We start from the raw sequence: 17,757 nt of genomic DNA, 5'->3' as shown, positions 1-17,757 counted from the left end.
TCGCATGGTATCAGGCGGATCATGGAAGGCGTCGCGCGCATGCCGACGGCATGGCGCGACGTTCCCGTGGTCGCGATCAGGCGAGGAGGGCGAGCGCCCGCACCGGCGAGCCCGTGCCCTGGACGAACTTCAGCGGGGCGGCGATCAGGATCGCACCCTTGGGCGGCAGCTTGTCGAGATGGCTCAGGCTGGCAAGGCCGTAGCGATTGGCCTTGTGCATCAAATTATGGGCCGGGAAGGGCGGGTTCATGCCGCCAGCCGAGCCGGCGTCCGTGCCGATCGTTTCCTGGCCCCAGCCGATAATGCCCTTGCCGATCAGATATTCGATCGCCTCGGCGGTCGGTCCCGGCGAATGGGGGCCGTTCTCGTCGGCGTTCAGGAAGGTCTCGGTCGAGCCGTTGCGCTTGTACCAGTCGGTGCGCAGCAGGACCCAGGTGCCCGCCTCGATCGCGCCGTGCTCGGCTTCCCATTCCTGGATGCTCTCGACGGTGAGCAGGTAATCGGGATTCTCGGCGGCTTCCCTGGAGCGGTCGATGACGTTGACCGGCGCCACGAAGTTCTGCGGCGGGATGGTGTCCGTGGTGTTCTCCGGCAGATCCTTGCCGGTGATCCAATGGCAGGGCGCGTCGAAATGCGTGCCGGTATGTTCGCCGAGCTCAAGCCAGTTCCAGGCCCAGAAGGGACCATCCTGATCATAGGCGGAGATCTTGTGCACCTTCACGTTCGGCGTGTTGTTGCCGAACTGCGGCGGCAGATAGAGCACCGGGGTCTCCGGCCCCAGCGGCGCCGTGAGATCCACGACCTTGATGGACCCGGCGAGAAGGCCGGCGGCAAGCGTGGCGAGAGCGGTGGTATCGGACATGCGAGGTTCCCTTCGGCTTGTTCTTGGCGGCCGGCCGGCGCCCTCCGCGCATGCCGGAAGCCGATACTTATGAGGCGAGCCTAGATCATAAAATATGAATCTGCAACTATATGCGGTGTGTGATTATGAGTGGTCTCGCCTGCTCAACATACGGCCAGATGCGCCATAAAATGGCTTTGAAATGCGGAAAAATCCGGCATCCTGAGCGATGATGCCGGCGCGGTGCCAATCCGCGCTTGTGCGCCATCGGCCCGGAATATATGCATTCAAAGATATAATAAGATCATCCGCTTCCAGAGGTGGACATGGACAGCTTCGACGCCGTCATCATAGGGGCCGGGCATAACGGGCTGGCCGCCGCGATCGATTTAACCTTTAAGGGATGGCGCGTCGCGGTGGTGGAACGCGCCGACGTCGCCGGCGGCGCGGTCAAGACGCGCGAGGTCACTGAGCCCGGCTTCCGGCACGACCTCTGCGCCATGAACCTCTCCATGTTCGCCGGCTCCGCCTTCCATGCGCGCTACAAGGAGGCGCTGGCCGAGCATGGCCTCGCCTTCGTGCCCGCGCCGCATTGTTTCGCCAGCGTCTTTCCCGACGGCACCCATCTGGGCGTAGGCACCGATGTCGCCGGGACGGTGGCCGGCATCGCGGCTCTTTCGGCGGAGGATGCGCGCGCCTGGCAGGCGATGCTGGACGATTTCGGCCACAAGGCGCCGCACATTTTCGGCCTGATGGGTGCGCCCATGCCCTCGCTCGCGAGCCTCAAGGTCGTGTGGCGGGCCTGGCGGGCCGGCGGCCTGCCGCTGCTCTATGATATCGCAAAGCTCCTCCTCGCCTCGCCGCGCGACTTCCTCGACAGCCATTTTGCGAACGACAAGCTCAAGGCGATGATGGCGGCCTGGGGGCTGCATCTCGATTTCGCGCCCGATGTCGCGGGCGGGGCGCTGTTCCCCTATCTCGAATCCATGACCAACCAGCTCTTCGGCATGGTGATCGGCAAGGGCGGCGCCGATACGATCATCAGTGCCATGACGTCTCTGTTCGCGGCAAAGGGCGGCACGCTGCTGCTCGGCGCGCCGGTCGCGGCGATCGAGATGGCCGGCGGCAAGGCGAGCGGCGTCCGACTCGCCGATGGCCGTGTTCTCACGGCCCGGCGCGCCGTCATCTCCAACGTCAATCCGCGCGTCACCTTCGAGCATCTGGTTCCCGCCGAGGCGCCCGTTGGCGACTATCGCCAGGCGGTGGCGAGGTTCCGTCCCGGGCCGGCTGCGATGATGATCCACCTCGCCATGGACGATCTGCCCGACTGGAGCGCCGGCGCAGCACTCCGCGATTTCGCCTATGTCCATATCGCGCCCGACATGGCGATGATGAACCGCGTCTATTCCGAGGCGATGGCGGGCCTGCTGCCGGTCGAGCCGGCTTTGGTCGTCGGCCAGCCCACGACGCTCGACCCGAGCCGCGCGCCGGCCGGCAAGCATGTCCTCTGGGTGCAGGTGCGCGTGCTGCCGGCAACGATCCGCGGCGATGCGGCCGGAGCGATCACGGCCACCGATTGGGACACGGCGAAGGAGGCCTATGCCGACCGCGCCATGGCGATCATCGAGCGCTATGCGCCGGGCATGCTCGCCAAGGTACGCAGCCGGCTCGTGCTTTCGCCGGCCGATCTCGAGGCGGAGAATCCGAGCCTGATCGGCGGCGACAGCCTGTCGGGCTCGCATCATCTGGCGCAGAACTTCCTGTTCCGCCCGGTCGCGGGCTATTCGCGCTACAAGACGCCCGTGCCGCAGCTCTATCTCTGTGGCGCCGGCACATGGCCGGGTGCGGGAACGGGCGCGGGCTCGGGATATATGCTCGCCAGGATGCTCGCCCGCTGAGGGCGCGGGCATTCGGGCGGTGGGGGAAAGGCCTTGCCGCTCCGTTGAGCTTGCCTATCCGTTGAAACATAAAGTATGTCCCGACCGTCGAAGCCGATCGGCACTCGGCCCGATTTGCAGGATCCATGAATGTCGGTCGATCTGGAAGTCATTGTCAGCGATACGCAGGACGGCAAGAAGCAGGAGCTGCGGCTCTGGCTGCGCGTCCTCTCGACCTCCAAACTGATCTCGCAGGAAATACGCCGTCGCCTGCGGCGCGAATTCGAGGCGACGCTGCCGCAATTCGATCTGCTGTCGCAGCTCTACCGCGAGAAGGACGGCCTGCGCCTCGGCGAATTGTCCCGCCGCACCATGGTGACGAACGGCAACATCACCGGGCTGGTCGAGCGGCTGGAGCAGGATGGCTATGTGCTGCGCGAGCGCCTCGAGGACGATCGCCGCGTGACCGTGGCGCGGCTCACCGACAAGGGACGGACTACGTTTACGGCCATGGCGGCGGCGCATGAGCAATGGCTGCGCGACATGATGGCCGATGTCGACCCGATCGTCGTCGCCGGCCTGCTCACCCATATGGGCCAGGTCAAGCAGTCGGTGCAGAACCATCTGAGCGGCGACGACGAGGACTAGAGCGTTTCCGAGCGAAGTGGGCACCGTTTCGCGTGAAGGAAGCGTGACAAATCAAATCGATGGACCATTTCGTCGTTTCCATGAAACGATGAAATGGTCTAGGCGCGGACGGGCTCGCAACTTCGGCCTTGCCGAGGTTCCAGGCCCGCTCCGATGGCCTCGGTCAGCGGATCGTTGCGCTATCGCCGCCGCCTACACCAGCAGCGACTTCGCGATCGAGGCGCCGAGTGTGTATTTGGGATCGACCATGTTGCCGACGCGGATGCGGCCGGCCTGGGTGAGCAGCATATAGGCGTCCATTTCCTCGAAGCCGTAATCAGCCGCCATCCAGCGGATTAGCTCGCGATAGGCGATGCGGGCCGCGTCTTCCATCGGCCGGCCGGAGCCGATCGTCATGATCACGCGCTCGTTCTCCAGCCGCGGCCAGCGGAACGTCCACCCCTTGATCAGGTCGACCTGAACGGTGGTGACGGTCGGATGCTCGATGGCGAAGCCGCAGAGCTCGCCGTCGCCCTGGGTGGCGTGGCAGTCGCCGAGATAGAGCAGAGCGCCCGGCGCATTGACCGGCAGATAGATGATGGAGCCCGGCGCAATGTCGGGCAGGTCCATGTTGCCGCCGTAATAGTCGGGATGCAGCGAGGAAATGGCCTCGATCTCGGGCGATGTGCCGATCGTTCCGATGAAGGGCTCATAGGGCAGGGTGATCTTGTCGTTCCACTTGATGCCCGTGACGGGATCGACCTCGACCTTCTTGACGATCTCGGGCAGCGGCGCGTTCAGCATGGCGGTCTCGCCGGTTCCCACCAATCCGCCGAACTCGCGCATCACGCAGGTCGTGCCGACCGGCTGGGGCCCGCGCGGCACGATCTCCTTGATGTGGACGGCCAGGCAATCGCCCTTCTCGGCGCCATTGACGAAGATCGGCCCGTTTTGCGGATTGAGGAACGGGAAGTTCAGTATGTCGCTCGGCATGTCGCTTTCGGAGCGGATCTGCCCTTCCATCGCATCATGCGTCTCGGCCGAGATGACGGCGCCGGGGTCAACCCGCAGTACCGGCGCGGCATAGGGCCCATAGACATAATGATACTTGCCCTGCGAGGCTTCGGTGATCGAATGGGACGTGCCCGTACGGCCCTTGGCGACGCCTCTTTGCACCATGATCGAATTATCGAACCAAGACATGTCGTAGTCTCCGTGATCGTCGAAGCGGCATCGACGAGAGAAGCTGGCGTCATTGGCAGCGGGGATTGCGCCGAGGCCATGCGTCCGCGACGCCGTCAAGGGCGCGCGCTCGGGCTTCGGCTGGCGGTGGAGTTTAGGACTTATCTCCGGTCGGCCAGGAGTCGCGGCTCGGCGGAGGGGACATCCACGGTCGTCGTTGACCGGCAGTTCAGATAGTCTTCGCAATAGTCCTCGAGACTGCAGCGCACGCGCATGCTGTCCCGGCGCAACTGGGCATAGGCCTCCTCGTCATCGAGGCCGTCGCGCTGCATCATCAGCACGATCGCCTTGACGACAACGCGCCGCCGGCGGCGGCGCTTCTGGTGATCGTCGAGCTGGAGTTCCAGGTCCCGGCGCTGGAGGAACTGGTTGATGCCGAGAAACAGCGTAGTGTAGACGGCGCCGACATGCACCGGCTTGCGCAGGAACGCGGTCGCGCCCTGGTTGAGCAGCGCCTTCAGCCGGCCGGGCGCCTCGACGCCGACGAGGCCGATGACCGGGACGGGCGGCAGGCGATCGGCCTGGCTCTCGCAGGCGAGCGTCACGCCGAGATCGCCGTCGATGAACAGGATGTCGGCTTCGGCGCGCAGCGTGCGCATGTCGAGTTCCACGAGGCCGTCGGCGATCGCGGGGTGCTCGACGGTGAGGCCGAGCTTGATCAGAGTCGCGTCCAATGTGTCGATCGAGCCGCCATCCGAGGCGATGACCAGCGCACGGCTACCGCGAAAGTTCTGGACGACCCGCGGCGCCATCAGCGCGCCAATCGCAGGAGAGGGGCCGTCAGCGACCAGGGCGTGGGCGGCGAGGAGCGGACGAGATAGGGGTCCGGCGCGACCGGACATTCTTCCTCGATGATCACGTCGAAGGTCCCCCCGGATCGCGACTTGCCGATGCGTGGCGTAAGATAGCAATGCAATGTCTCTGTATCGACCCAGACTTCGCCCTGCGGCGCGGCGAGCCGCTGATGCCCGACAGCCGCCTTGACCGCGCGGCTTTCGTCGGTGCCGGCCTCCTGGAGGGCCAGCGCCAGCAGCTTGACGGCGATGTAGGAGGCCTCGGCATCGGCCGAGGTGAGCGGCTTGTCGGGAAAGGCGCGGGCATAGTTGGTCACGAAGCGCTCATTGGAGGCGTTCTTGACCGTCGAGAAATAAACGCTCGAGCTCAGGTGACCGTCGATTGCGCCTTCGCCGATCTCGACCAGTTCCGGCTCCGACAGATTGCAGCTCGCGACCGGGATCGATCGGGGCTGGTCGATGCCGCGGGCGAGACAGGCAGCGCGGAACAGGCGGAAGAAGGCATAGCCGCTATTGCCGATCAACGAGCTGAACACGAAGCTCGGCTTTGCGTCGAGCACGGCGTCCACCAATTGCTGGAGCTCGGTTTCGCCGACCGGCAGGTAGCGCTCGGCCACCACGCTGCCGCCGCGCGCTGTCACGACCTCGCGCAGGATACGGTTGTTTTCCCACGCCCAGATATAGTTGGACCCGATGCAGAAGGCGCGATTCCCGAATTCCGCCATGAGATGATCAATCAGCGGCAGGATGTGCTGGTTAGGCGCCGCGCCGGTATAGATCACGTTGTCCGAGCTCTCGAAACCCTCATAGTGCGACGGATACCAGAGCAGACCGTCATACTTCTCGAAGCAGGGGATCACTTCCTTGCGGCTCGACGAGGTGTAGCAGCCGATGACCTGGCGAATGCCGGAGCCGAGCAGTTTCGCGCTCAGCGGCGCATAACGGCCGAGATCGCCGCCGGGATTGACCACGACGGGCTCGAGCTGGACCGGCCCGCCGCTCTCGCGCAGTTCCTGCACAGCCAGCAGCGCGCCGTTGAGCATGGCGCCCGCCACGATGCTGTAAGGCCCCGTCGAGGAGAACATCAACCCGATGCGATAGTTCGACGACGCCATGCCGCTTCCTCAGAACGAAAAAAGCCCTCGAACCGAAACGGCTGAGGGCTGCATTGCCAAAGGCCGCTGGTCTGGCGGCGCCTATGTACAGGGTAGAATGGCGCGAAACTGAGCATCCTTGCTCTGCGCCTCCGATTTAGGCTCTACGGAACGTGGCCGCTTGTCAAGCCTGAATATTCTTGCCCGTTTTCGCCGGTGGCGGAGGGCGCAAGGCGCGTCGCCGATTGCATGGCCGACAATTTCGCCGGCATCAAAAACCTGCTTGACACATCGCAGCCGGCGTAGCAGTCTAATTTATAGACGCCGGGCAGAGCTGCCCAAAAAGGCGCCAACTCTCCTTTATCCTGGAATTGGCAATGTAGCCCGCAGCACGACGCTGTCGGGTCTTTTCGCGTTGGATGGTCGCTATGACTTTCATCGACATCAGACCCCGATCGGCCTCCTGCAGCAGCCCGCATGCGACTGGATCCACCGCTGTTCCTGCCCCGGTATCGACCGGGCGTGATCGGCCTCATCCAGAGCTTCATTCTGCGGTTCGCCGGCTCCGCTCAGCCGGAGCGGCGCGCCCAAACCGGCGCAATGGGAGATAAGACAATGAAAGTCCAACACTATTTGGGCGGCATCGAGGGGCTCGGCCCCGTCAAGGTCGAGAAGCGCGTCTTCGTCGAGCCCTGGGAAGCCCAGCTCTTCGCGGTGCATTCGACGATGATGGGGACGGGAATCTGGGCCTGGCCCGATCTGCGCGTCCTGGCGGAAGGAATGAATCCGCTCGATTACTTCAAGTATCGCTATTACATCAAATGGCTCGGGGGCATCTGCAAGTTCCTGGTCGATCGCGGCTATCTCTCGCAGAGCGAAATCGAGGAAAAGACCAAATATTTCCTCAATAATCCGACCGCAGCACTGCCCAATGCCGGCAATGCCGAGATCACCCAGCGCGTCGTCGACTATTTCTACCGCGGCGCCAATCCCTACCGGGACGTCGTCACCAATCCCGTCTTCAAGGCGGGCGACATGGTGCGCGTCAAGGACATGCCGCCGGCCGTGCATACGCGGTTGCCCGGATATCTGCGCAACAAGGTCGGCACGGTCGATGTCGTCTATAAGGGCGCGTATCTCTACGCGGACAACGTGCCCACCGACGGCATCGGAACGGCGCAGCCGGTCTATCTCGTCAAGTTCAAGACGCGCGATATCTGGTCGGATATCCCGGATACGCAGGACGTTTTGTACAACGACTTCTTCGAGGCCTACCTCGAGGCCGCCTGATATTTCGCGGTTGCCGAGCGCCACGCCGGAACCGCCCCTTCAATTCTTGAGATGGATTTGACATGAGCGACGATCATCATCACGACGAAGACGGCCACCATCACCACCTGCGCGAAAGCGAGACCTATTACGCCGCGCGGACCAAGGCACTCGAATCCCTCTTCCGGGAGAAAGGCCTGATTGGCACCGATACGGTGGACCGCGTCATCAACTTCTTCGAACATGACATGGGCCCGTTCAACGGCGCCAAGGTCGTGGCCAAGGCCTGGACCGATCCCGCCTTCAAGGAGCGGCTGCTGGCCGACGCCAACAAGGGCATCGCCGAACTCGGCCTGAAAGACGGCATCGAAGGTGAGAACCTCCGCGTCGTCGAGAATTCGGAAGACGTTCACAACATCGTCTGCTGCACGCTCTGCTCGTGCTGGCCGTGGCCTCTGCTCGGCCTCCCGCCCTATTGGTTCAAGGACCCGGTCTTCCGCGCCCGCGTCGTCCGGGAACCCCGCGCTGTCCTCTCCGATTTCGGCGTCACGCTGCCCGAGGACAAGAGCATCGCTGTCTGGGACAGCAGCGCGCAGGTCCGCTACTTCGTCATTCCCCAGCGTCCCGCCGATACGGATGGCTGGTCCGAGGAGAAGCTCGCGGCCCTTGTTTCGACCGAGGCCATGCAGGGCCTCGCCCTCGTCTCCGCCTGACCGGAAAGGCAAAAGACCATGAACGCTTCGACGGAAACCTATGTCGATGAGTTGCGCGAGGGGGTCGGTGCGCTGCCTCGCAACTGCGAAAGCCTGCAGTTCGACGAGCCCTGGCAAGGCCGTGCTTTCGGCATGGCGCTCGCGCTCGCAGAGGCGAAGACCTATCCCTGGGAATCCTTCCGCCAGAGCCTGATCTCGACGATCGGTGCGTGGGACAAGTCTCACACGCCGGACGACGAGACCTGGAACTATTACGAGCAGTGGCTCGCAGCCTTCGAGAAGCTCGTTCTCAGCCAGGGGCTGATCTCGGCCGAAGAGCTCGACCGCCGGACGGAGGAATTCCAGACGCGAAGCCGCGTCGAACTGATCTAGGTCTCCGGCATGCGCCGGATCCGACGGTCCGCAATACCGATCCGGCGCGCACGGCCATCCCGCCGCGCCGGATGCGGGTGACTATTGCCATCCCTCAGGTTCGAAAGGCTTTCGCAATGATCATTCCCCTTGCCATCAGCGTCGCCCTTCTGGGCGGCGTCGCGACATGGCTGTTCATGGCCACGAACGCATTCCTCATCTGGGCCGCCTTCGTCGCATGGGCCTGCTTCTACCACTCCGGCGGTGATGCGACCGCGTTTCGCACGACGATCATTTCCAATGTGTTTGGCGTGGTCGTCGCCTGGGCGGCGGGGCTGGCCCTCGTGTCGTTTCCTGGCGGCCCGGTCTGGGGCGCCACGATCGTCGCCCTTTCGATCTTCATCTACATATTGGCGGCTCATATCAGGCTGTTCGCCTCGATACCGGCCGTCACCTATGGCTACGCCTGCACCTTTGCCTTCCTGACACAGAATGCCGATGCCTTCACACCGGAGGTCATGCTGTCGGCGACTGGCCGGAATGCACTGATCCTGATCCCGTTCTCGATGATCATCGGCGCCTGCTTCGCCTATGCGTCTGCCCTGTTCGCAGCGCAGATCGACAAGCTGGTCCCCTCGCACGCCGCCAAGGCGACGTGAACGACCGCCGGGCGGCTGCCACCCCCGCGCAATCCATAGACCGACCCTGTATCCTGACCCACGATCAGGCCGCCCGTGAGCGGCAAACGGAGACTGACATGCATATCGAACCTGGACTCGTCGACAGCACCAAGATGTGGCTGAGCTATGCGACGGCCGCCGGAGCCGGCGGCTACACCCTCAAGCTCGCGGCCGACACGATCCGCGAACGCGGCGTGGTCTCGCTGGTGGCGCGCAGCGCCGTGAGCGCGGCGCTCGTCTTCTGCTTCTTCGAGGTGTTGCCGCACTTCCCGGTCGGCGTTTCCGAGGTGCATCTGATCCTCGGCTCGACACTGTTCCTGATCTTCGGCGCCGCGCCGGCGGCGCTCGGCCTGGCGCTCGGCCTGCTGATGCAGGGGCTGACCTTCGCCCCGTTCGACCTGCCGCAATATGGCATGAACGTCACCACGCTGCTGGTGCCGCTGTTCGGCCTTTCCATGCTGGCGCGCCAGATCATCGCGCCCGGTACGCCCTATGTGGAGCTGAAATACCGTCAGGCGCTGGCACTCTCGACCGCCTATCAGGCCGGCATCGTCGCCTGGGTCGCGTTCTGGGCCTTCTACGGTCACGGCTTCACGGTCGAGAATGCGGCCTCCATCGCCACGTTCGGTGGTGCCTACATGCTGGTCATCATCATCGAGCCGCTGGTCGACCTCGCGGTTCTCGGCGCCGCCAAGTCGCTGCGCGGCATGAAGGAGAGCGGCCTGTTCGAGCGTCGGCTCTACGAAGTGGCCTGACCTCACCGTCTCGGTCTTCCAGACTGCGGAGCCGGCCCGCTTGCGGGTCGGCTCTGGCGTTTTCGGCCAGCTGTCCGCAAAAGCGGGCAGGCCCCTCCGTCCATGCCGTTCGTGGGAGTGACGATCCGTGATCCAGGCGATCGGAATTCTGCTTGTCTGCCAACTCGCCGGCGAGATCATCGCGCGCGGGCTCGGCCTGTCGGTGCCCGGGCCGGTGATCGGTCTGGTGCTCCTCTTTGCCGGGCTGGTCGTTCTTGGCGCACGGTCTCGGTCCGGCGAGGCGAGGATCGAGGGCAGTGCTCTCGACAGCGTCTCGACCGGCTTGCTGCGCGAATTCGGGCTCTTCTTCATTCCGGCCGGCGCGGGCGTCATCCAGTATCTCGGGCTGGTGACGCGGTATGGCCTCGGCCTTGGACTGGCGCTCGTCGTCTCAACCGTGCTGACGCTCGTCGTGACCGTCTGGGTCTTCATCGGCGTCGCGAAATGGACGCGGTCAGGCCGGCCGCCGGAGGCATGATGGATACGCCATTCTCGCTCTGGGTCTATCTCGCAACCACGCCGCTCACCTGGCTGACGCTGACGATCGCCGCCTGGCTGCTCGCGGTCCGGATCGCGACGCTCGCCAAGGGACATCCGGTCGTCAATCCGGTGTTGATCGCGATCCTGCTCGTCGGCGGCCTGCTGATCGCGACCGGCACGTCCTACGAGACCTATTTCAAGGGCGCGCAGTTCGTCCACTTCCTGCTCGGGCCGACCACCGTCGCGATCGCCGTGCCGCTCTACCGCAACCGCGCGATCGTCCGACGCAACCTCCTGCCCATGCTGGTCGCGCTCGTGGCCGGCGCGCTCGTCGCGGTCACCTCTGCGCTCGCGATCGGCGCCGTGGTTGGCCTGCCGAAGGACATACTCGTCGCGCTGGCGCCGAAATCGGTCACCGCCGGCGTCGCCATGGCGATCACCGAGCGCCTCGGCGGAGCGCCGTCGGTCACGGCGATCCTCGTCATCGCGACGGGTATTCTGGGCGCGATCATCGTCACCCCGCTGATGAACGCCATGCGGATCACCGACTATGCGGCGAGGGGATTTTCAGTCGGCCTGGCCTCGCACGGCATCGGCACGGCGCGCGCCTTCCACGTCGATCCGATCGCGGGCCTGTTCGCCGGCATCGCCATGGGCCTGAACGCCATCGTCACCTCGATCCTGGTGCCGATCATCGTTCATTACTGCCTCTGACGGGCCGGCGCCGGGCGCTCCCGCTCAGGAACGAGCCCCCTGGACGGTCTCGGCGATCCGCTTTGCCGGCCGTTGGGCCGCGCCATGATGCTGCTGTACGGCGAGGCGGCGACATTGCATCCGCCGGAGGCCGTTTTCGGTCGAAGTCGGCAAGCGCCTCGACACTATTGGTGTTGATCTGCCTCGAGCGTGGATCCTGCGAGGAGTTCGGAGAACTTCGCGACGGCGGTGTGATCCTGTCCTGGTCCGAGCAGTTTCTGGCTGCCGGCCCAGATGTCGCGGCACAGCGAGGCGAAGGGGGCCGTGGTTCCCGTCTCGGCGGCCACGGCCAACGCAATGCCGAGGTCCTTCACCATGAGATCGAGGCCGAAGCCCGCATCGAAGCGGCGCGAAAGAACATACTGCTTGAACTTCTTCTGCGTCGAATTGTTCATGCCGGTCGAGGCGTTGAGGACGTCGACCATGCGCTCGGCCGAGAGGCCATAGCGGCTGCCGATCAGCAGCGCCTCGATGCCGATCAGGAAGCCGCCGGCGCTGACCAGATTGTTGAGCGCCTTCATCGCATGGGCGCTGCCCACCGGTCCCGTGGGCATGATCGAACTGCCCATGGCCGAGAGAAGCGGGGTGATCGCGGCTATATCGGCATCGTTCCCGCCCACCATGATGGCCAACTCGCCGGTCTTCGCCCGCGGCACGCCACCCGAGACGGGCGCATCGCACAGTCGAACGCCTTGCGCGGCGAGCCGTTCGGCGAACTCGCATGTCCTGGCCGGCACGCCGCTGGACATCTCGACCAGAATGGAGCCGGGCCGCAACGTCGAGAGCAGGCCTGTCTCGCCGGCAAGGACGGCATTCACAATGTCGCTGCTCGGCAGCATGGTCACGACGGTGTCACAGCCTGCGCCGACCTCCGCCGGAGTTTCGGCGGCGACGGCGCCAAGCTCGGCTGCGAGCTCGACCGCCCGGGTCCGGTTCATATCGAGCAGCATCAGGCCGTGGCCCGCTGACGCCAGGCGAGCTGCCATCGGCGCTCCCATCGCTCCAAGGCCGATGAACCCGACCAGAGGTGAACGCGCCTGATCCGCCTGTACCATATTGGAATCACCCGGCCTCGCGCTGACGATCTGAATCGTCGCGACGAGGCCCGAACGACGATTCCCAAAAACGGGTCTAGCCCGCATCTCAGTTCTGTCCTACAGACCTACAGGACTACGATATGGTGTCGCAAGGTCCTTTCGAGCCTCGATGGAACATGATGTGATCGATCCGCATTACGAAGTGCTCGCACTGCGCTATGCCAGCACGGCGCCCGACCGTGGGCGGCGCGAGAATTTCCTGCCGGGAATGGACCTGCACGACGGCCCGATGCCGCTCGACTATTACGTCTGGGCGATCCGCGGCGCAGGGCGGACCATCGTCGTGGATACGGGCTTCGGCCGCGAGGCGGCAGAGCGGCGGAAGCGCTGGCTTCTGCACGATCCGGTCGATCTCCTGGCTGCGGTGGGTATCGTGGCGGCGGACGTGACCGACGTCGTCCTGACGCATCTGCATTATGACCACGCGGGAGGAATATCGAGCTTTCCCAACGCCTTGTTCCATCTTCAAGAGAGCGAGATGAGCTACGCGACGGGGAGGAACATGTGTCATGCCTGCCTGAGCGCGCCGTTCGACGCCGAAGATGTGATGCGCACGGTCGGCCTTCTCTTCGCGGGCCGGCTGCGCTTCCACAATGGCGACGCTGCGCTCTATCCGGGGATTTCGCTCCATTGGGTCGGCGGTCATAGCGGGGGGCTGCAGGCCGTTCGCGTCGCCACGCGTCGTGGCCCGCTGGTGCTGGCCTCGGATGCGTTTCACTTCACCGAGAATCGCCTGCGCCGGGCGCCATTTCCGATCGTTTTCAATGTCGGCGACATGCTCCAGGGCTTTCTGCGCTGCGAAAGCCTGGCCGAGGGTCGGGAGGACCTGCTGATTCCGGGGCACGACCCGGATGTCTTGCGGCGTTGGCCCCGCGCATTGGCGGATCACCCCGATATTGTAAGGCTGGATCTCGCGCCTGATGCATAATTGTCATATTGACATATTGTCAGACCAAGTGTTGGATCGCGTCGGATCCGGGAGGAATTCATGGAAGTAGATACCGTCATCGACGCCGCCGGGCGGCAGCGCCGCATCCGTGGCAGCTATGATGCAGCCTTCGAGCCCGTGCTTGACGCTTTCATCGAGAATTATCGCGTCGAGGAGGAGATCGGTTCGGCAACCGCGGTCGTCGTGGACGGTCGCACGGTCGTCGATCTGTGGGGCGGCAGCCGCGACGGGGCCTTCACGAAGGACTGGGAGCGCGACACGATCGTCTGCATGATGTCCGTCGCCAAGGGCATCTCCGGCGTCGCCTTCAATGTCCTGATTGATCGCGGTCTGGTCGATCCCGACGCGCCGGTCGCCCGGTACTGGCCCGAATTCGCCCAGAATGGCAAGGAGGGCGTGCTGGTCCGTCATGTGCTCGATCACACGGCGGGTCTGCCCGTCGTGCTCGAGCCGCTGTGGCGCGGCGCGATCTTCGATTGCGATGCCATCGTTGCGGCACTGGAGCGGCAGGCGCCGCTCTGGCCGCCCGGAGAGGTCGCGGCCTATCACATCCACACCCAGGGTAATCTGCTCGGCGAGATCGTTCGCCGCGTCACGGGTCAGCGCTACCGCGATTTCATCGCCGAGGCCGTCATACAGCCACTCGGGCTCGACTATCGCATCGGCGGCCTGACCGAGGCCGATTTCGAGCGTTGCGCCGAACTGGTGCCGACAGTGGCCGGCACGCTCTTCGCCCGCAAGGATAGCGAGCCCGATTCACTGCTGGCCAAGGGGTTCACCCAGCATCCCGACGAGCCGATCGGCGTCACGCTGAATTCGCATGGTTGGCGGCAGGCCGAGATCGCCAGCGCCAATGGCCACGGCACCGCCCGGTCGGTGGCGACGATCTACGGCGCGGTCGCCAATGGCGGCAGTCTCGGTGGCGTACGGCTGATGGGGCCGGATACCGTCACCGCCATGTTGACCGAACAGCATAATCAGACCGAACAGATGCAGCAGCGCCCCTATCATCAGGCGCGTGGCGTTCTGCTCAACACGCCGAGTTCCGTCTGGATGGGCCCCAATCCCCACTCCTTCGGCCATCATGGCTTCGGCGGGTCCATTGGTATGGGCGACCCCGATGCACGGCTCGGCTTCAGCTATGCCTGCAACAAGATGCATGCGCGTCCCGACAATGGCCCCCGCGCGCGTCGTCTGATCGAGGCCGTCTACGGGGTGCTCGGATGAGCGATAACGATGCCATGCCGCGCATTGCCGCGGTGACCGGAGGCGGCGGCGGGATCGGCGAGGCGACGGTTCGTCGCCTGCGTGAGGATGGCTGGCAGGTGGCCGTCCTGGATCTCGACGTCGGCGCCGCGCAGCGCGTGGCTGATCGCCATGGCGCGCTTGCCTGCGCCATCGACATTGGTGATGCTGCCAGCATAGAGGCGGCCGCGGACTTCGTGGCGCGCGAACTCGGGCCGATCTCGGCGCTCGCCGCCGTCGCCGCCCATCTCGAAAATCCACATGCCCCGCAGGATCAGGACCCGGGGGAATGGGACGATATCGTCCGGGTGAACCTCACCGGGACATTCCGCACGCTGACCGCGTTTGGCGCGCCCATGCTGGCGCGGCGCCGCGGTTCCATCGTTACCGTCGGCTCGATTACGGCGTTCAATTCGTCCCCGCTACAGGCTTACGGGCCGACCAAAGCCGCCATTCTCAACATGACGCGCAATTTCGCCGTCGCCTGGGGCAGAAGTGGCATTCGGGTCAATTGCGTCTGTCCGGGCCCGACGCGGACGCCCGCCGTCGAGGCGAGCTATGCGCGTGGCGAGCGGAACCCGGACGTGATGATCCGGCAGACCGCGCTTGGTCGGCTGGTCAAGCCGGAGGAAGTCGCCGACGCCATCGGCTTCCTGCTTTCCGATGCCGCCAATGCCATTACCGGGATCGAACTGCCCGTCGATAGCGGAACGCTCGCGACACAGCTCTGGTCCCTCTATGGCGGCGTGCCCGAGGCTGGCTGAGTCCGGCGCCGGCAGGCGCCGATCACCGTGGCAGTATTCCGTTCGTTTATTTTGTCATACAAGAAGACAATAAGAGGGATAGGGAAAATGGGACAGGAGCCGGCGGCGCGTCAGGTTATCGCGCGCGAGGTCATCTTGGTCACCGGGGCAGGGCGGGGCATCGGCAGGGCCGCCGCCGAGCGGCTGGCGCGCGGCGGTGCCGCGGTCGGCGTTCTCGATATCGTTCCCGAACTGGCTGAGGAGACTGCCGCGACCGTCAAGGCGGCTGGCGGGCTCGCGCTCGCTCTGCCCTGCGACGTGGCCGATCGCGGCGGTGTCATGGATGCTGCGGGGACGCTCAGCGCCGCGTTCGGCCCCCTGACCGGAGTGGTGAATGACGCGATGTGGATCCGCTATGGACCGGTCGACCAACTGGCCGAGCCCGATCTCGACCGCATGCTGGCCGTCGGCCTCAAAGGGCCGATCTGGGGCGTCCAGGCGCTTCTCGCCCATCGTAGCGACGGCCCCGTGAGCGTCGTCAACATTGCCTCGCCGGTGGCAGATCTCGGAATGGCGAATACGGTCGCCTACACCGCCGTCAAAGGCGCCATCGCCGCCATCACGCGGCAATTGGCGGTCGAGCTTGGTCCCCAGGGCGTGCGCGTCAATGCGGTGACGCCGGGCGCCGTCCCCACACCGGGCGCTCGCAGCATTGTCGACGAGGCCGGTTACGCCAAGCGCCGCGCCCAGACGCCTCTCGGACGGCTCGGCGAGGAAAGCGAGATCGCCGCGGCCATCGCCTTCCTGTGCGGGCCCGATGCCGGCTTCATTACCGGCGAGGTGCTGCACGTCGATGGCGGCATCACCGTGAAATCGATGTGAGCCGCCCATGCACCCCGCTCACACCGCTTCGCTTCCATCAGGGCGGCGTTTCCTTCAGCGCCGCAAGGGCGGCCTTCGCGGCATTCTCGACATGCGCCACGCACAGCGTCCACGCCAGCTCCTGATCGCGCGCGACCAGCGCGGCATAGAATTCGCGCAGTTCGCGGATGGACTTGCGCGCCCGCTCCGGATTGGAGAGCGACATGACCCGAAGCAGGGACACGCGCGTATGGACCCGGCGCAGCATGTCAGCGGCGAGCATATTGCCCGATCCTTCGAGCAGGATGTCGTAGAAGGACGATTTGGCGGCTATGAACGCTTCGCTCGAGAAGTTGTCGTAGACGTCGGCGAGGCGGTCGAGGCTGCGCCCGAGATCGGCCATCTGTCTGTCGGTCGCATTGAGGACGAACAGGCGCGCCGAAAGTCCCTCGAGCATGGCGCGGACCTGATAGATCGACACGGCCATTTCGTAGCTGATCACCGAGACGCTGAGGCCTTTGTTGGGCTGGAGCGTGATCAGTCCATCGGCCTGCAATTCACGCATCGCCTCGCGCAGCGACGAGCGCGACACGCCCAGCATGTCGCAGAGTTCACGCTCGATCAGGCGCGTTCCCGGCGGGAACCGGCCGGATGCGATCGCGAGCCGCATGCGCTCGGTCACCAGTTCGCGCATGCCGGGCAGGCTCTGAATCTTGAGGGACGGCTCGTCGTCCGAGCTGATCTTCATGACACGGTCTCTGTGGCTTGTGTGGCGACAAGCGGGACGCTGTCGTCCCGCACTGCTCGTCCGGCAGGCGGCACCGCCGCCCTTTCCTAATGCCTTTTGCCTTATTGTAGGTTTGTATGTCAATCAACACGATGGAACCCAGCATGTCAGCAACGAGCCCGACGATCGAATCACTGTTTGAAGACGGATTGGCGTTGCGGCGTCAGGTGCTCGGTGCCGAGTATGTCGATCGGTCGCTGAGCAACGCCAACGATTTCATGATGGCGTTCCAGCGTATCACCACCGAATGGTGCTGGGGCTATGCTTGGTCGCGCGACACGCTCGACCTCAAGACGCGCAGCATGCTGAACCTGGCCATGCTGACAGCCCTTAATCGAGCTGCCGAGATTCGCCTGCATGTGCGCGGGGCGATCAATAACGGCGTGACGGCCGAAGAGATTCGCGAGGTCCTGCTTCACGCCACCATCTATTGCGGCATTCCGGCCGGCCTCGACGCCTTCAAGGCGGCCAATGAGGTGCTGGTGGAGATGGCTGTCATCCCCGCAACAGCCAAGGCCGTCGAAAAATCTGACTGACAGATTGACTGATATGAAGATTGT

Annotated in this window: 20 protein-coding genes; 14 read left to right on the top strand and 6 right to left on the bottom strand. The window is 64.7% G+C overall.

The genetic code is table 11. The annotated features are described in order from the left end of the window. Positions 1–76: 76 nt before the first annotated feature. Positions 77–862 (bottom strand): cyclase family protein, encoded by a 786-nt coding sequence (locus QO014_RS13005; protein WP_266349128.1) that lies wholly within the window; start codon positions 860–862, stop codon positions 77–79. Between the two features lie 305 nt (positions 863–1,167). Between QO014_RS13005 and QO014_RS13000 the strand changes: the two genes are divergently transcribed. Beyond that, complete coding sequence (locus QO014_RS13000; protein WP_266349127.1) at positions 1,168–2,739, top strand: phytoene desaturase family protein; 1,572 nt, start codon at positions 1,168–1,170, stop codon at positions 2,737–2,739. A gap of 129 nt (positions 2,740–2,868) precedes the next feature. Further along, positions 2,869–3,366: a MarR family winged helix-turn-helix transcriptional regulator gene (locus tag QO014_RS12995; protein ID WP_266349126.1), complete on the top strand. Its 498-nt coding sequence runs from the start codon at positions 2,869–2,871 to the stop codon at positions 3,364–3,366. 192 nt (positions 3,367–3,558) lie between these two features. Here QO014_RS12995 and QO014_RS12990 read toward each other — a convergent pair whose 3' ends face one another. From QO014_RS12990 to QO014_RS12980, 3 genes are all read right to left on the bottom strand, one after another. Next, on the bottom strand, positions 3,559–4,548 hold the full coding sequence (locus QO014_RS12990) for an acetamidase/formamidase family protein (RefSeq protein WP_266349125.1): 990 nt from the start codon (positions 4,546–4,548) through the stop codon (positions 3,559–3,561). A gap of 140 nt (positions 4,549–4,688) precedes the next feature. Next, positions 4,689–5,339: an ANTAR domain-containing response regulator gene (locus QO014_RS12985; protein ID WP_266349124.1), complete on the bottom strand. Its 651-nt coding sequence runs from the start codon at positions 5,337–5,339 to the stop codon at positions 4,689–4,691. Then, positions 5,339–6,496 carry a transporter substrate-binding domain-containing protein gene (locus QO014_RS12980; protein WP_266349123.1) on the bottom strand — a complete coding sequence of 386 codons (1,158 nt, stop codon included), beginning with the start codon at positions 6,494–6,496 and terminating at the stop codon, positions 5,339–5,341. The genes QO014_RS12985 and QO014_RS12980 overlap by 1 nt, the downstream gene beginning before the upstream one ends. 594 nt (positions 6,497–7,090) lie before the next feature. On the opposite strand from QO014_RS12980, the gene nthB reads away from it, so the two are divergent. From nthB to QO014_RS12945, 7 genes are all read left to right on the top strand, one after another. After that, complete coding sequence (nthB, locus tag QO014_RS12975) at positions 7,091–7,765, top strand: nitrile hydratase subunit beta (RefSeq protein WP_266349122.1); 675 nt, start codon at positions 7,091–7,093, stop codon at positions 7,763–7,765. Positions 7,766–7,827: 62 nt separating this feature from the next. Continuing rightward, entirely contained in the window at positions 7,828–8,457 is a 630-nt protein-coding gene (gene nthA, locus QO014_RS12970; protein ID WP_266349121.1) for a nitrile hydratase subunit alpha, read from the top strand. A gap of 18 nt (positions 8,458–8,475) precedes the next feature. Next, positions 8,476–8,829, top strand: a complete 354-nt coding sequence (locus QO014_RS12965; protein ID WP_266349120.1) for a nitrile hydratase accessory protein — start codon at positions 8,476–8,478, stop codon at positions 8,827–8,829. 116 nt (positions 8,830–8,945) lie between these two features. Next, positions 8,946–9,467: a DUF1097 domain-containing protein gene (locus tag QO014_RS12960; RefSeq protein ID WP_266349119.1), complete on the top strand. Its 522-nt coding sequence runs from the start codon at positions 8,946–8,948 to the stop codon at positions 9,465–9,467. 98 nt (positions 9,468–9,565) lie between these two features. Continuing rightward, the gene (locus QO014_RS12955; protein ID WP_266349118.1) at positions 9,566–10,243 is read left to right on the top strand and encodes an energy-coupling factor ABC transporter permease; all 678 of its coding nucleotides are present in this window, start codon (positions 9,566–9,568) and stop codon (positions 10,241–10,243) included. Between the two features lie 127 nt (positions 10,244–10,370). Beyond that, positions 10,371–10,760, top strand: coding sequence for a CidA/LrgA family protein (locus QO014_RS12950; RefSeq protein ID WP_266349117.1), 390 nt, complete (start codon positions 10,371–10,373; stop codon positions 10,758–10,760). Continuing rightward, complete coding sequence (locus tag QO014_RS12945; RefSeq protein WP_266349116.1) at positions 10,757–11,476, top strand: LrgB family protein; 720 nt, start codon at positions 10,757–10,759, stop codon at positions 11,474–11,476. Before QO014_RS12950 ends, QO014_RS12945 begins: the two co-directional genes overlap by 4 nt. A gap of 164 nt (positions 11,477–11,640) precedes the next feature. Here QO014_RS12945 and QO014_RS12940 read toward each other — a convergent pair whose 3' ends face one another. Next, positions 11,641–12,570, bottom strand: coding sequence for an NAD(P)-dependent oxidoreductase (locus QO014_RS12940; protein ID WP_266349115.1), 930 nt, complete (start codon positions 12,568–12,570; stop codon positions 11,641–11,643). 151 nt (positions 12,571–12,721) lie between these two features. On the opposite strand from QO014_RS12940, the gene QO014_RS12935 reads away from it, so the two are divergent. From QO014_RS12935 to QO014_RS12920, 4 genes are all read left to right on the top strand, one after another. Beyond that, on the top strand, positions 12,722–13,540 hold the full coding sequence (locus QO014_RS12935) for an N-acyl homoserine lactonase family protein (RefSeq protein ID WP_266349114.1): 819 nt from the start codon (positions 12,722–12,724) through the stop codon (positions 13,538–13,540). 60 nt (positions 13,541–13,600) lie between these two features. After that, positions 13,601–14,788, top strand: a complete 1,188-nt coding sequence (locus QO014_RS12930; RefSeq protein WP_266349113.1) for a serine hydrolase domain-containing protein — start codon at positions 13,601–13,603, stop codon at positions 14,786–14,788. Further along, positions 14,785–15,570, top strand: a complete 786-nt coding sequence (locus QO014_RS12925; protein WP_266349112.1) for an SDR family NAD(P)-dependent oxidoreductase — start codon at positions 14,785–14,787, stop codon at positions 15,568–15,570. Before QO014_RS12930 ends, QO014_RS12925 begins: the two co-directional genes overlap by 4 nt. A gap of 87 nt (positions 15,571–15,657) precedes the next feature. Continuing rightward, entirely contained in the window at positions 15,658–16,431 is a 774-nt protein-coding gene (locus tag QO014_RS12920; RefSeq protein WP_266349111.1) for an SDR family NAD(P)-dependent oxidoreductase, read from the top strand. Between the two features lie 37 nt (positions 16,432–16,468). Here the strand turns inward: QO014_RS12920 and QO014_RS12915 are convergent, their stop codons facing one another. Continuing rightward, the gene (locus tag QO014_RS12915) at positions 16,469–17,158 is read right to left on the bottom strand and encodes a GntR family transcriptional regulator (protein WP_266349110.1); all 690 of its coding nucleotides are present in this window, start codon (positions 17,156–17,158) and stop codon (positions 16,469–16,471) included. A gap of 143 nt (positions 17,159–17,301) precedes the next feature. Here QO014_RS12915 and QO014_RS12910 point away from each other — a divergent pair, with 143 nt between their 5' ends. Beyond that, positions 17,302–17,733 (top strand): carboxymuconolactone decarboxylase family protein, encoded by a 432-nt coding sequence (locus tag QO014_RS12910; RefSeq protein ID WP_266349109.1) that lies wholly within the window; start codon positions 17,302–17,304, stop codon positions 17,731–17,733. Positions 17,734–17,757: the final 24 nt, after the last annotated feature.

Origin of the sequence: Kaistia dalseonensis (genome assembly GCF_030814715.1) — a bacterium.
Classification (GTDB): Bacteria; Pseudomonadota; Alphaproteobacteria; order Rhizobiales; family Kaistiaceae; genus Kaistia; species Kaistia dalseonensis.
Note: the sequence above shows the minus strand (reverse complement) of the source record. Positions and strands in the feature narration are given on the sequence as shown.

Coding starts and splice junctions, on each gene's coding strand:
- QO014_RS13005 (WP_266349128.1), bottom strand. CDS start 862: ATGTCCGATACCACCGCTCTCGCCACGCTTGCCGCCGGCCTTCTCGCC.
- QO014_RS13000 (WP_266349127.1), top strand. CDS start 1,168: ATGGACAGCTTCGACGCCGTCATCATAGGGGCCGGGCATAACGGGCTG.
- QO014_RS12995 (WP_266349126.1), top strand. CDS start 2,869: ATGTCGGTCGATCTGGAAGTCATTGTCAGCGATACGCAGGACGGCAAG.
- QO014_RS12990 (WP_266349125.1), bottom strand. CDS start 4,548: ATGTCTTGGTTCGATAATTCGATCATGGTGCAAAGAGGCGTCGCCAAG.
- QO014_RS12985 (WP_266349124.1), bottom strand. CDS start 5,339: ATGGCGCCGCGGGTCGTCCAGAACTTTCGCGGTAGCCGTGCGCTGGTC.
- QO014_RS12980 (WP_266349123.1), bottom strand. CDS start 6,496: ATGGCGTCGTCGAACTATCGCATCGGGTTGATGTTCTCCTCGACGGGG.
- nthB (WP_266349122.1), top strand. CDS start 7,091: ATGAAAGTCCAACACTATTTGGGCGGCATCGAGGGGCTCGGCCCCGTC.
- nthA (WP_266349121.1), top strand. CDS start 7,828: ATGAGCGACGATCATCATCACGACGAAGACGGCCACCATCACCACCTG.
- QO014_RS12965 (WP_266349120.1), top strand. CDS start 8,476: ATGAACGCTTCGACGGAAACCTATGTCGATGAGTTGCGCGAGGGGGTC.
- QO014_RS12960 (WP_266349119.1), top strand. CDS start 8,946: ATGATCATTCCCCTTGCCATCAGCGTCGCCCTTCTGGGCGGCGTCGCG.
- QO014_RS12955 (WP_266349118.1), top strand. CDS start 9,566: ATGCATATCGAACCTGGACTCGTCGACAGCACCAAGATGTGGCTGAGC.
- QO014_RS12945 (WP_266349116.1), top strand. CDS start 10,757: ATGATGGATACGCCATTCTCGCTCTGGGTCTATCTCGCAACCACGCCG.
- QO014_RS12940 (WP_266349115.1), bottom strand. CDS start 12,570: ATGGTACAGGCGGATCAGGCGCGTTCACCTCTGGTCGGGTTCATCGGC.
- QO014_RS12935 (WP_266349114.1), top strand. CDS start 12,722: ATGGAACATGATGTGATCGATCCGCATTACGAAGTGCTCGCACTGCGC.
- QO014_RS12930 (WP_266349113.1), top strand. CDS start 13,601: ATGGAAGTAGATACCGTCATCGACGCCGCCGGGCGGCAGCGCCGCATC.
- QO014_RS12925 (WP_266349112.1), top strand. CDS start 14,785: ATGAGCGATAACGATGCCATGCCGCGCATTGCCGCGGTGACCGGAGGC.
- QO014_RS12920 (WP_266349111.1), top strand. CDS start 15,658: ATGGGACAGGAGCCGGCGGCGCGTCAGGTTATCGCGCGCGAGGTCATC.
- QO014_RS12915 (WP_266349110.1), bottom strand. CDS start 17,158: ATGAAGATCAGCTCGGACGACGAGCCGTCCCTCAAGATTCAGAGCCTG.
- QO014_RS12910 (WP_266349109.1), top strand. CDS start 17,302: ATGTCAGCAACGAGCCCGACGATCGAATCACTGTTTGAAGACGGATTG.